Raw genomic sequence first — 12,532 nt, 5'->3', positions numbered from 1 at the left:
CGACATACTCAAATAACAAAGTTCAATTCCACATGCTTGTTGTGGGCTCATTTGCCACTTGAATAAATGGCCCGCGTGAGCCATTTTGTGATCATACCTGCAGCGAAGAGTTTTTCGTGACAAGCAGGATCTGCTCTTCCGATTAGCCTTTCGAGGATACACCATGAAACTCTACCTGTTGCCGCTGGTCGCCGTTGCCGCGCTGACTGCAGCTCACACTGCCAACGCTGACGAAGCCCTGTTCAAGAGCAAGCCCTGCATTGCCTGTCACGCCATCGACACCAAACTGGTCGGTCCGGCACTGAAGGAAGTCGCCGCCAAGTACGCCGATCAGGAAGGTGCCGCCGAGCTGCTGGCCGGTCACATCAAGAATGGTTCCAGTGGTGTATGGGGCCCGATCCCCATGCCGCCGAATGCGGTAACCGACGAAGAGGCCACCCAGCTGGCCGAGTGGATCCTGACTCTCAAGTAAGCGTCGGTATCCTCCGAAAAGCACCCCGCGGGCCCTGTGGTCGCGGGGTGTTTTCGTTTCCGGCTCCAGGTTTTACGCTGCGCAGCTTGTTGCCCAGCCGCTGTGGATAACCCTGTGGACAAGGCCGCCTGCCCCCGATGCCGCCTGATCAGGATCCGTCTGCGCCATATCCTGCCAGCGCTGCGCAGGAAGTTGCACACTGCCCCGTTGACCCGTTCACGGTTTCTCCGAACCTGAGCTGCACCGGCCCCGGAAAAAATCGCAAGCCCTTGTTTCGTATGGAAATCTCCTGGCGTGGCACAGCTATTGCTCCTTTCCGGTTCACGGGAGCGCTGAGCCGCTCCCATCAACCGTCAAGGAGAGCAACATGCCAACACCCGCGTACATGACCATCGAAGGCACCAAACAGGGCCTGATCACCGCCGGCACCTTTACCGAAGACTCGGTGGGCAACATCTTCCAGGAAGGTCACGAAGACCAGATCCTGGTGCAGGCCTTTGATCATCAGGTCATCATACCCCGCGACCCCCAGTCCGGCCAGCCCACCGGCCAGCGCGTCCACAAGCCGCTGATGATCACCAAGGTCTTCGATAAGTCATCCCCGCTGCTGTTCAATGCCCTGACCTCCGGCGAGCGGCTGAACAAGTGCCGTCTGGAGTGGTACCGCACCTCCGCCACAGGTACCCAGGAGCATTACTTCACCATCGAGCTGGAAGACGCCATCATCGTCGACGTGCAGTCGCGCATGCCCAACTGCCAGGATCCGTCGCTGTCCCATTTCACCCACCTGGAAGACGTGTACTTCACCTACCGCAAGATCATCTGGACCCATGAAGTGTCCGGAACCTCCGGTTCCGACGACTGGCGCACACCGATTTCAGCGTAAGTCCGTGACAACAAAAAACCCCGGCCGGGATGGTTCGACCGGGGTTTTCCCTGCCCGCCTCCAGGTGCGCCTGTGGAGACTGATGGGCGGCATCAGCTACGCCCTGACTTGCCGACCTCCTCGGCCATGCGCTTGAGGCTCAGGTGGCGCACGTTGGTACCTTCCACCATATGGATGACATGCTCGGCGACGTTGCGGGCGTGGTCGCCGACCCGTTCCAGTGAGCGCAGTACCCAGAGGATGTTCAGCACCCGGCTGATCGAGCGCGGATCTTCCATCATGTAGGTGACCATCTCGCGCATCGCGGTCTTGTACTCGCGGTCGACGATCTTGTCTTCCTGGGCCACCTCCAGCGCCTGACGGCTGTCGTAACGGGCGAAGGAGTCAAGTGACTGCTGCACCATCTTGTGCACGTGGTAGCCGATGTGGCGGCACTCCACATAGCCGCGGGGCGCCTGGCCTTCCTCGATCAGCTGCAGGGCACGGCGGGCGATCTTCGAGGCCTCGTCGCCGATACGCTCCAGGTCGACGATGATCTTGCTGATGTTGACCACCAGGCGCAGATCGCTGGCGGCCGGCTGGCGGCGGGCGAGGATGCGCATGCACTCCTCGTCGATCTGCCGCTCCATGGCGTTGGTGGCGTTGTCGTTCTCGCGCACCTTTTCCGCCAGCTTGCCGTCCGCCTCGATCAGCGCGGTGACCGCATCGTAGACCTGCTTTTCCACCAGGCCGCCCATCTCCAGCAGGCGCGTGCGCAGGGATTCCAGCTCGTCGTTGAACTGCTGGGAAATATGCTGGCTGAACCCGTCGTTTTCTTTCGTCATTGTCTTGCCCCCAGAGGATTAACCGTAACGCCCGGTGATGTAGTCTTCGGTCTGCTTCCTGCCCGGATTGGTGAACAGGGTATTGGTATCACCGAACTCGATCAGTTCGCCCATGTACATGAAGGCGGTGTAATCGGACACCCGCGCCGCCTGCTGCATGTTGTGGGTAACGATGACGATGGTGTACTCGTCCTTCAGGTCGTTGATCAGCTCTTCGATCTTCAGGGTGGAGATCGGGTCCAGCGCCGAAGCCGGCTCGTCGAGCAGCAGTACCTGCGGCTGGATGGCGATGGCGCGGGCGATCACCAGACGCTGCTGCTGACCGCCGGACATGCCGAAGGCGTTGTCATGCAGGCGGTCCTTGACCTCGTCCCACAGCGCAGCGGAACGCAGCGACTGCTCGACCACTTCGTCCAGCACCCGCTTGGAGCGCACGCCCTGCAGGCGCAGGCCATAGGCGACGTTCTCGTAGATGGTCTTGGGGAAGGGGTTGGGCTTTTGGAATACCATGCCCACGTTGCGCCGCAGCTCGGCCACATCCACATCCCTGTCATAGATGTTCTTGCCGCCAATCAACACTTCCCCGGTGATGCGGCAGATGTCCACCAGATCGTTCATCCGGTTGAAGCACCGCAGCAGGGTGGACTTGCCACAGCCCGACGGCCCGATGAAGGCGGTGACCTTGCGCTCGGGAATGACCATGTCGATGCCCTTGAGGGCCTGGTCGTTGCCGTAATACAGCTTCAGGTCGTTGACCTGGATCTTGATGGTCTCGTTTTCCATGGACAGTCTGTCTCCGGTCTGCGGCAATGCCGCGCTGGCAGAAACAGTCATCTTATCCGTTTGCGGAAGGCTGGTTTGCATATTCATAGTCGACTCAGTGTTCATTGGGTGTCCCCGTATCCGGTAGTGGTGGCGGTCAGGTGCTGGACTTGTAGCGCTTCTGCAGCCTGTTGCGCAGCAGGATGGCGAACAGGTTGAGCACCACCACGATCAGCAGCAGCAGCAATGCGGTGCCGTACTGCAGGTGACGGGTTTCTTCGATATTGGTCCCCGAGGTCGCCAGGACGTAGATGTGGTAGGGCATTGCCATGACCTCATCGAAGATCGAGGTCGGCAGCTTGGCGGTGGAGAACACCGCGGCGGTGAACATGATAGGCGCCGTCTCGCCGGCGGCACGGCTGATGCCCAGGATCAGGCCGGTGAGCATGCTCGGCAGCGCCGGCGGCAGCACCACCCGGTAGATGGTCTGCCAGCGGGTAGCCCCCAGCGCCAGGGAAGCCAGGCGCATGTTCCTGGGTACCGCACGCAAGGCTTCCTCGGCAGAGCCGATCACCAGCGGCAGGATGAAAGCCGCCAGGGTCAGGGAGCCTGCAATGATACTGACACCCAGCTTCATTATGATCACGAAGAAGGCCAGACCGAACAGGCCGTAGACCACCGAAGGTACACCGGCCAGGTTCACCACCCCCTGGCGGATCATGCGTACCCAGAAGCCATCCCTGGCGAACTCGTTGAGATAGATGGCCGTGCCCACACCGATCGGGAAGGCCACCAGAATGGCGCCCAGACTCAGGTACAGGGTACCGAGAATGGTCGGCAGGATGCCGCCCTCGGTCATGGCGTTGCGCGGCATCTCACTGAGAAACTCCCAGTTGATGGCCGAGATGCCGTTGACCGCGATGAACAGCAGAAAGCCCACCAGCGCCAGCAGATTGAGGGTGGCCGTCGCCCAGAGAATGCCGAAGGCAACCTTCTGGATATTGCGACGGCGACGATTGCGGTTTTCCGAACCCAGCATCAGATGGCCTCCCCGACACGGCGATACTTGTTGGCGAAGTAGGACGCCAGCAGGTTGAACAGGAAGGTGGTCACGAACAGCACAAGACCGATGGCAAACAGCGCGTGGTAGTGATCGCTGCGGAAGGCGGCGTTGCCCATTTCAGCGGCGATGTTGGCCGGCATCGGACGGACCGGATCGAACAGCGAATGGGGAATCATGGCGGCGCCGCCGGCCACCATCAGCACCACCATGGTTTCGCCGATGACCCGGGCGATGCCCAGTACCACCGCCGTGGCGATGCCCGTGATGGAAGCGGGAAAGACCACCCCGCAGATGGTTTCCCAGTGGGTCGCACCCAGTGCCAGCGCACCGTCCTTCATGGATTTGGGGACGCTGTAGATGGCGTCCTCGGCAATACTGGCAATGGTCGGTACCGCCATCAGCGCCAGCAGTATCCCTGCGTTGAACACGTTGAGGCCGGTATCCAGATTGAAGGTGTTCTGCAGCAGCGGTGCAATCACCACCATGCCGACAAAACCGATCACCACGGTCGGCAGGCCTTCGATCAGCTCGATCACCGGCTTGAGAATGCCGCGCATGCGCGGCGAGGCGATCTCGGCCAGGTAGAAGGCGGTGCCCACGCCCAGCGGAACGGCAATCAGGGTGGACACCAGCACCACGCTGGCACTGCCGACGATCATGGGGAAGATGCCGTAGTCCGGCGGATCGTAGGTAGGATACCAGGCCGAGCCGAACAGGAAGTCCGTGACTGAGATCTTGTCGAAGATCGGCAGGCCTTCCATGACCAGAAACACGAGAATCAGGCCGAGGATGATCACCCCAGTGGCGCTCACCAGCAGGAAGAACAGGTGCACCAGCAGATCCATGGTGCGGCTGCTGATCAACGGCTTCTTCGCGGCCTGGAAAGAGGATATCGATGATGTTGACATGTTTTCTCTCGGTTGGAGGGCTCGGATGCAATCTCAGCCAGGCAGAACGCCAGGCTAGGCCTGGCGTCTGTACTACCCTTGCTGCAGCAGAACGTCTTGAGCTCCGGCCGCCACTCAGTACAGCGGTACGTAACCGGTGGACTCAACCGCCTTCTGACCTTTCTCGGGGTGCAGAACGTACTGGATGAACTTCAGGGTTTCGCCCTGCGGCCAGTTGTTGGTGAATACCCACAGGGTACGGGCTACCGGCCAGCTGCCGTCACGCACGGTGTCGTGACTCGGCTCGACGCCGTCCAGCTTCAGCGGCTGCAGCTTGTCATTCAGGTAACCGATACCGACATAGCCGATGGCGTTGCGGTTGCTGGTAACCGCCTGAACGATGGCACCGTTGGACGGCAGCAGCTGGGTCGCGGGGCTGACACGGTCACCCTTGAGCACGGTATCAACCCAGACGCCATAGGTACCGGAGGAGGAGTCACGGGAGATGGAAACGATGCGCTTGTCTTCGCCGCCCACTTCCTTCCAGTTGGTGATGCTGCCGTTATAGATGCCGCGCAGCTGCTCGGAGGTCAGCTCCTTGACCGGGTTGTCGGGGTGGACCACCGGCACGATACCGTCGGAGGCCACGGCGAAGGGCACGATGTAAACGCCATTCTCATGGGCCTGCTTGACTTCGCTGTCCTTGATCCAGCGCGAGGACATGCCGATGTCAGCCATGCCGTCGATGACCGCACGGATACCGTTACCGGAGCCGGTGCCGGCTACCGAGAAAGTGGTCTCGGGGTTGTCATTGGTGTAGGCCTCGGTCGCCGCCTGCATGATCGGCAGCACAGTAGTGGAACCGTTGACGCTGAGTTGGCCGGCAAACACCGGGGACGCCAGCAGGGCACATCCGGAAATGGCAACCGCGGCGAGTTTCTTCAAACCTTTCATTCCAGTCTCCTTAGACATAGCGTGAACTACCTTTGGTCAGCAGCACTATCCGACTCTCCCTGAGGTCGTCGCCAGAAGTCCGCTTGCACAACTCCTTCCCAGGACAGGCGTCATTATGTCCACGCTTTGTTGCAGGAATGTTTCAGTGAAATAAAACCGGCCGGTGGCTGGCATGGCGATAGTCAGCCATTCCTTGCAGCTGCCCCCCCGGGGCCGTAATATTGCGGTCTACAGCAGGGTAGGCCGTCCGCGGCGGGCCCCCAGAACAACTACAACGACATCCAGAGTAGTTCATGCAAGACCTTGATCAAGATCCCGTTCCACAGGGCGAGCTGGCGCTGAAAGTCACCGCTCTGCCCCGCGACTGCAACAGTTTCGGCGACATCTACGGCGGCTGGCTGGTCGGTCAGATGGACATCGCCGGCACCAGCACCGCGGCGCGCATCGCCCGGGGCCGAGTGGCCACCGTCGCCATCGACCGCATGGGCTTCATGGTACCGGTACCGGTGGGCGCCCAGCTCGCCTTCCACTGCCAGGTGCAGGATATCGGCCGCAGCTCCATCACCATCAAGGTGGAAGTCTGGAGCGACAACTACAGCTACAACGAAAGCCGCAAGGTGACCGAAGCCACCTTCGTCTTCGTTGCCATTGATGATCGGGGCCGGACCCGGGTCATTCCGAGCTGAATGCCCCGGCGGCGTTCAGACGCCGCCGAGGTCGGGATTGGCGAGCAGCTGCTCGCCGGAAAATCCCTCGTCCTGCCGCTTCAGTCCTTCGGATAATCCGCGTAGGAATGCTTCAGGGTGGCGTGGTTGAGCAGCATTTCCGCCTTCAGCTGGCTGCCGTCGGCCGAGTAGATGCGCGAACGCACCCAGTAGGACTCGGTGCGCTTGCTCTCGGACAGCGCCACCACTTCCCGCCTGATCAGATAGTCTTCGCCCACGAACAGCGGACCGTCGACCATGCGGATCTCCTGGTCGGCAAACAGGCCGATGACCGGCTGTTTGACCGGAAACGCCGCCAGCTTGCTGCTGTATTCCGCCAGCACACTGACCATTTCCAGCGGGATGATGGCCCGGCCCCAGGGCGAGCTGTCGGCCTGGGAGTACCAGGGTGAATTCTCGGTGATGCGTTCCAGCTTCTGGTTCAGCGAGAAGGGGTAGAGATCCCCCATGTGCTGATCGGCGTCCATGCGCACCCGCTCTTCCCGGGCACCCTGCATGCCCACCTGCAGGTCGGCCAGGATCACCAGCCGCTCCGGCGGGCGCAGTCGGGCCATGCGCTCATCCAGCAGTGACGGACCATCATCCGGGCCGAGGCTGGCGCTGGCTTCCAGCACGGGCGTGCCATCGGCCTTTTCCGCCCAGCAGCGTACCCGGGTCGCCCCCGGTGCCGGGCGCTCGACAAAGGCACGCACCTGCTCGCCCTCGACCACCATGTTCTGGAAGTGCGCGGAGAAGCAGCCACGCTCGAACCAGTCCCGCCCCCAGATCTCCGCCAGCAGCGGAACGAACTGGCTGAAGTGCGTCGGGCCCTCGATCGGGCCGGCACGGAACCCCAGCTTTTCCGCCATGTTGTCATCGTGGATGGAGGTATGGCCGCTGTACTGCTGATCGGCCAGCATCTGTTTCGGTTCGCGCAGCGGGCCGCACAGGTAAAGAGGCGTATCAAAGCTCATGTGCTGTCCCCTCAGCCATTGACCAGGCCAGTCAGACGCTGACGGATGATGCCTTGCGCCTCGGCCATGATGCGGTCGATGAGTTCCTGCACCGTGGGAATGTCATTGATCAGGCCGGCAACCATGCCGCAGGACCAAGCACCGGCGTCCATCTCGCCGGTCTTCATGATGCGCGGGTAGACCCCGGCCACTTCCTCGACGATATCCTCGAACTTGAGGTTGGCGCCCAGGCGTCGTTCCTTTTCCAGCAGGCGCTCGACAGCGGCGTTGGTCATCACCCGCTCGGTATTGCGCAGCGGACGCATGACCAGCCGGGTATCCAGTTCGCTGGCCGCCACGATCGCCTGCTTGACGTTGTCATGCACCGGCGCTTCCCGGGTGGCAATGAAGCGCGTACCCATGTTCATGCCCTCGGCACCCAGCGCCAGCGCCGCCACCAGCGAGCGGCCATCGGCCATGCCACCGGAGGCAACAAAGGGGATGCTCAGCTCCTCCGCCGCCCGGGGCAGCAGAATGAAGTTGGGCACATCATCCTCGCCCGGGTGCCCGCCGCACTCGAAGCCGTCCACACTCACCGCATCACAGCCGATGGCCTCGGCCTTGAGCGCATGGCGCACGGCGGTGCACTTGTGGATGACCTTGATGCCATGTTCCTTGAGGATCGGCAGCCACTTCTGCGGGTTGTTGCCGGCGGTTTCCACGGCCTTGACGCCGCCCTTGATGATGGCCTCGATATAGCCCGGGTAGTCCGGCTGCTTGACCGAGGGCAGGAAGGTCAGGTTGACGCCGAAGGGCTTGTCGGTCATCTCGCGGCAGCGGCGGATTTCCTCGGCCAGCGCCGCCGGGGTGGGCTGGGTCAGGGCAGTGATCATGCCCAGGCCGCCGGCATTGGCCACGGCAGAGGCCAGCTCGGCATAGCCTACATGGTGCATGCCACCCTGGATGATCGGATGTTCGATACCAAAGAGTTCGGTGATTCTTGTTTTCATGCTCTACCTGCTGAATGAAGTGAAGCGCACGCACAGCGTGTCCATCGATGGGACTGAGTGTAGGCGGGGTGACGGAACGTGGGCAAACCCCAAGTTGACGGGGTATTCAGCAGGTTTATGGGGGGGCTGGCACCGGCCACCCGGGGGGCGGCCAGGGCAGTGTTTCCAGCGCTTATCTCTCCGCAGCGTCTTCCAGCGCTTCACCGCCGCGCTGAATATCCCTTCCTGCGCCTTCCATGGTGTTACAACCAGCCATGAAGAGCACCATCATTCCAAGCAGGACCGATTTCATCGTGAGACTCATAATGAACTCCAGTGTCAGTTGAATACTGATCACGCGATGTGGCGCGTGGGTACGGCTGTATGAAGCGCAGCCAGAATTATTGACAGCGAAGGGGCAACGCAGGTTCACATGAGGTTTGGACGAGTCCGCGGGGAGCGTGCGGAATGAGCCCGGGCAGAGCGTCGCTGCCCGGGCCGGAGCAGGTTACATGCGCTGGTTCAGACCCATGTCCCAGAAGTCGATTTCCAGGCGGGTGGCGTCGCGGAAGATGCGCACCAGCTGTTCGAAGCGGCGCGGGGAAATCTCCGCCAGCTCGCGGTTGAGCCAGGCTTCCTCGGCGGCGGCGGCCTGCTGGAACTCGGCCCCCTCGTACATGCAGATCCAGTGATCATAGGGGTTGGCCTCGCCGCGTACAGTCTCTGGCCGCTCGCTCAGCCACTTGCCGATCTGGGCGTAGCCGACCAGACAGGGGGCCAGCGCCACATGCAGGTCGAGCAGGTCACCGCGGTTGCCGGTGTCCAGCACGTAACGGGTGTAGGCCATGGTTGCCCGGGCCTCGGGCAGCGCCTGCAGCTCCGCTTCGGAGATGCCCCACTGGCGGCAGTAGTCGATATGCAGACCCAGTTCCAGACCTATGATGGCCTCCAGCCCGGCCTTGGCCTGACGCAGGTCGTCCAGGGTCGGGCTCTTGTAAGCAGCCAGGGCGTAGGCACGGCCGAACTGGATCAGGAACAGGTAGTCCTGTTTCAGATAGTGGCGGAAGGCGTCCCCGGCCAGGGTGCCGTTGCCCAGCTGCTGAACGAAGTCATGCCTGATGTAGGCGTCCCACTCGCTTTGGCAGGCGCGCTGAAGATCATCAAAGGTAAAAGCCATGGACGTATCTCACTGATAGAAATGGAATTTTCCGGGCGATACGATAGCCGCCGGGGCAGATAAAGCAAACTCGGAGTGTCTGCAGGAGCGTCGTCCTCGGCACGAAAGAGCCTTCCGGCCACTCCGAGCTGCCGGCGCTGTTCGCCCCCGGGGCGGGGGCTCCTACAGTATTCTGAGCGGTGGCCAAGCTACCCGGCTGGCCCCACCCCCTGTAGGAGCGTCGCCCTCGGCGCGATTGAACCTTCCGGCTACTCCGAGCTGCCGGCGCTATTCGCCCCCGGGGCGGGGGCTCCTACAGTATTCTGAGCGATGACCAAACCACCCGGCTGGCCCCACCCCCTGTAGGAGCGTCGCCCCCGGCGCGATTGAACCTTCCGGCCACTCCGAGCGGCCGGCGGGATTCGCCCCCGGGGCGGGGGCTCCTACAGTATTCTGAGCGGTGGCCAAGCTACCCGGCTGGCCCCACCCCCTGTAGGAGCGTCGCCCTCGGCGCGATCGAGCCTTCCGGCCACTCCGAGCGGCCGGCGGGATTCGCCCCCGGGGCGGGGGCTCCTACAGTATTCTGAGCGGTGGCCAAGCTACCCGGCTGGCCCCACCCCCTGTAGGAGCGTCGCCCCCGGCGCGATTGAACCTTCCGGCCACTCCCGGCTGCCGGCGGAATTCGCCCCCGGGGCGGGGGCTCCCACAATATTCGGTGTGATAACCGAACCACCCGGCTGACCCCACCCCCTGTAGGAGCGTCGCCCTCGGCGCGATCGAGCCTTCCGGCTACTCCGAGCTGCCGGCAGTATTCGCCCCCGGGGCGGGGGCTCCCACACTATTCCGAGCGATGACCGAACCAGGCTCAGACCACTCAGCGCTCGGGAACCGCCTCTGCCGCCTCCGCTTCCGGGCGGCGGGCGTAGCGCTCGGCCAGCACCGCACAGACCATCAGCTGGATCTGGTGGAACACCATCAGCGGCAGGATCATCGCCCCCATGCTGCCCCCGGCGAACAGCACCTGGGCCATGGGCACACCGGTCGCCAGGCTCTTCTTCGAGCCGGCAAACAGGATAGTGATGCGGTCCTCGGTATTGAAACCCAGCCGCCGTGCCAGCTGCTCCACCAGTACCAGCACCACGGCCAGCAGGATGCAGCATGCCAGGATCAGCCCACCCAGCTGCAGCAGCGGAATGGTCTGCCACAGGCCTTCGACTACCGCCGCACTGAAGGCACCGAATACCACCAGCAAAATCGACCCCTGATCCACATTCTTCAGCCAGTTCTTGTTATCGGCCACCCAGCCACCGATCCAGCGCCGGGCAATCTGGCCGGCAATGAAAGGCAGCAGCAACTGCACGGTGATCTTGCCGATGGCGTCCAGGGTGTCGCCGCTGCCCGCGTCGGCCCCCAGCAACAGCATCACCAGCAGCGGCGTGACGAAGATACCCAGCAGACTCGAGGTGGCAGCGCTGCACACCGCAGCGGCAACATTACCCCGGGCCAGTGAGGTGAAGGCGATTGCGGACTGCACCGTAGCCGGCAGGGCGCAAAGAAACAGCATGCCCAGATACAGCTCGTGCCCCATCAGCGGCGCGAGAATCGGCTTGAGCAGCAGCCCCAGTACCGGAAACAGGATGAAGGTGCAGGAAAACACCAGCAGATGCAGTCGCCAGTGGGTCGCCCCGGCCCAGATCGCCTCCCGGGACAGCTTGGCCCCATGCATGAAGAACAGCAGGCCAATAGCCAGGTTGGTGATCCAGCCGAAGACCACCGCCGTCTGGCCCTGCACCGGCAGCACACTGGCAGTGGCCATGGCGGCAACCAGGCACAGCGTGAAGTTGTCGGGCAGGAAACGGGGTCTGGCCATGCGGACACTCTCCGGATTGCAGCGTTAGCGGAAACCGGAGAGTCTACTGGGATGTGCCGCGCCTGACCAATCGGCGGCAACCAGATGAAAAGCGAAGGCCGGGGCACCGGCCTTCGCATGCTCAGGGCTTGATGGCGATCTTGAGTACACCGTCACGCTGGTTGGCGAACAGGTCGTAGGCCGCAGCTATGTCATCCAGCTTGTATTCGTGGGTGACCAGTACGCCCAGATCCAGCCGGTTCGAGGCCACCACGTTCATCAGCCGGCGCATGCGTTCCTTGCCACCCGGGCACAGCGCGGTATTGATCCTGTGATCGCCCAGACCGGCGGCGAAGGCATCCAGCGGCAGCACCAGATCCTCGGAGTAGACCCCCAGACTGGACAGGGTACCACCGGGCTTGAGCACCTTGAGCGCCTGGGCGAAGGTCGTCTGGGTGCCCAGCGCTTCGATCGAGGCATCGGCGCCGCGGCCACCGGTCAGCCGCATGACCTCGTCGACCACATCGCAGTTGCGGAAGTTCAGCGTGACATCGGCGCCAGGTTGGCCTCGGCATCGGGCACCAGCACATACTCGGCCTGGGTGCCGTCGATCAGGTTGCCGAAGCGCCAGCCGGCGGTGGCCTTGTAGCCGTGGCAACCGCAGCGGCCATCGGCGGTCAGATAGCTGCCATCCTGGGACGGCACCCCGTCCTGGGCCGCATAGGAGTTGAAGTTCGGGCAGATGGCCCCGGCAATCACCCGCTGACCTTCGCGGTAACCCTTGACCGCGCTGCCCAGCTTCTCGACCACCCCCACCGGCTCGTGCCCCACGGTCAACCCCGGGGCAACCGGGTATTCGCCCTTGAGGATATGCACATCGGTGCCACAGATGGTCGTGGTGGTAATGCGGATCAGGGCATCATTGGGCCCGACATCGGGGATGGGCTTGTCCGCCAGCTCGATACGTCCGGGCTCGACAAACACTGCCGCCCTCATCATCTCAGCCATGGAACACCTCCTGACAGGAAACAGG

At 62.7% G+C, this 12,532-nt stretch carries 13 protein-coding genes and 1 pseudogene; 3 read left to right on the top strand and 11 right to left on the bottom strand.

From position 1 onward, the window contains the following. Nucleotides 1–163: 163 nt before the first annotated feature. Together VF673_RS06285 and VF673_RS06280 are read left to right on the top strand one after the other, a co-directional pair. On the top strand, nt 164–472 hold the full coding sequence (locus tag VF673_RS06285; RefSeq protein ID WP_320331454.1) for a c-type cytochrome: 309 nt from the start codon (nt 164–166) through the stop codon (nt 470–472). A 367-nt stretch (nt 473–839) separates the two neighbouring features. After that, nucleotides 840–1,358, top strand: a complete 519-nt coding sequence (locus VF673_RS06280) for an Hcp family type VI secretion system effector (RefSeq protein ID WP_090539346.1) — start codon at nt 840–842, stop codon at nt 1,356–1,358. Between the two features lie 92 nt (nt 1,359–1,450). Here VF673_RS06280 and phoU read toward each other — a convergent pair whose 3' ends face one another. The 5 genes from phoU to VF673_RS06255 all read right to left on the bottom strand — a co-directional run bounded on the left by phoU (nt 1,451) and on the right by VF673_RS06255 (nt 5,848). After that, nucleotides 1,451–2,182, bottom strand: coding sequence for a phosphate signaling complex protein PhoU (gene phoU / locus VF673_RS06275; protein ID WP_440291290.1), 732 nt, complete (start codon nt 2,180–2,182; stop codon nt 1,451–1,453). Between the two features lie 18 nt (nt 2,183–2,200). After that, on the bottom strand, nt 2,201–3,016 hold the full coding sequence (gene pstB, locus VF673_RS06270) for a phosphate ABC transporter ATP-binding protein PstB (protein ID WP_320331455.1): 816 nt from the start codon (nt 3,014–3,016) through the stop codon (nt 2,201–2,203). An 85-nt stretch (nt 3,017–3,101) separates the two neighbouring features. Further along, nucleotides 3,102–3,983 (bottom strand): phosphate ABC transporter permease PstA, encoded by an 882-nt coding sequence (gene pstA, locus VF673_RS06265; RefSeq protein ID WP_090539351.1) that lies wholly within the window; start codon nt 3,981–3,983, stop codon nt 3,102–3,104. Then, complete coding sequence (pstC, locus tag VF673_RS06260; RefSeq protein WP_320331457.1) at nt 3,983–4,915, bottom strand: phosphate ABC transporter permease subunit PstC; 933 nt, start codon at nt 4,913–4,915, stop codon at nt 3,983–3,985. The genes pstA and pstC overlap by 1 nt, the downstream gene beginning before the upstream one ends. Nucleotides 4,916–5,029: 114 nt before the next feature. Beyond that, nucleotides 5,030–5,848 carry a phosphate ABC transporter substrate-binding protein gene (locus tag VF673_RS06255; protein WP_440291289.1) on the bottom strand — a complete coding sequence of 273 codons (819 nt, stop codon included), beginning with the start codon at nt 5,846–5,848 and terminating at the stop codon, nt 5,030–5,032. A gap of 293 nt (nt 5,849–6,141) precedes the next feature. On the opposite strand from VF673_RS06255, the gene VF673_RS06250 reads away from it, so the two are divergent. After that, a complete protein-coding gene (locus VF673_RS06250) occupies nt 6,142–6,534 on the top strand; it encodes an acyl-CoA thioesterase (protein WP_090539358.1) in 393 nt (130 codons plus the stop codon). A gap of 80 nt (nt 6,535–6,614) precedes the next feature. Here VF673_RS06250 and VF673_RS06245 read toward each other — a convergent pair whose 3' ends face one another. From VF673_RS06245 to VF673_RS06220, 6 genes and pseudogenes are all read right to left on the bottom strand, one after another. Then, a complete protein-coding gene (locus VF673_RS06245) occupies nt 6,615–7,526 on the bottom strand; it encodes a hypothetical protein (protein ID WP_320331459.1) in 912 nt (303 codons plus the stop codon). An 11-nt stretch (nt 7,527–7,537) separates the two neighbouring features. Continuing rightward, entirely contained in the window at nt 7,538–8,515 is a 978-nt protein-coding gene (locus VF673_RS06240) for an NAD(P)H-dependent flavin oxidoreductase (RefSeq protein ID WP_320331460.1), read from the bottom strand. 172 nt (nt 8,516–8,687) lie between these two features. Then, on the bottom strand, nt 8,688–8,819 hold the full coding sequence (locus VF673_RS06235) for an entericidin A/B family lipoprotein (protein WP_090539364.1): 132 nt from the start codon (nt 8,817–8,819) through the stop codon (nt 8,688–8,690). 183 nt (nt 8,820–9,002) lie between these two features. Continuing rightward, nucleotides 9,003–9,671 carry a thiaminase II gene (gene tenA, locus VF673_RS06230; protein ID WP_090539366.1) on the bottom strand — a complete coding sequence of 223 codons (669 nt, stop codon included), beginning with the start codon at nt 9,669–9,671 and terminating at the stop codon, nt 9,003–9,005. 853 nt (nt 9,672–10,524) lie between these two features. Beyond that, nucleotides 10,525–11,520 carry a bile acid:sodium symporter family protein gene (locus VF673_RS06225; protein ID WP_440291288.1) on the bottom strand — a complete coding sequence of 332 codons (996 nt, stop codon included), beginning with the start codon at nt 11,518–11,520 and terminating at the stop codon, nt 10,525–10,527. 121 nt (nt 11,521–11,641) lie between these two features. After that, nucleotides 11,642–12,507, bottom strand: a pseudogene (locus tag VF673_RS06220) (alcohol dehydrogenase catalytic domain-containing protein). Nucleotides 12,508–12,532: the final 25 nt, after the last annotated feature.

Source organism: Halopseudomonas sp. Lyrl_26 (assembly GCF_051948695.1).
In the GTDB taxonomy this organism is placed as follows: domain Bacteria; phylum Pseudomonadota; class Gammaproteobacteria; order Pseudomonadales; family Pseudomonadaceae; genus Halopseudomonas; species Halopseudomonas formosensis.
Note: the sequence above shows the minus strand (reverse complement) of the source record. Positions and strands in the feature narration are given on the sequence as shown.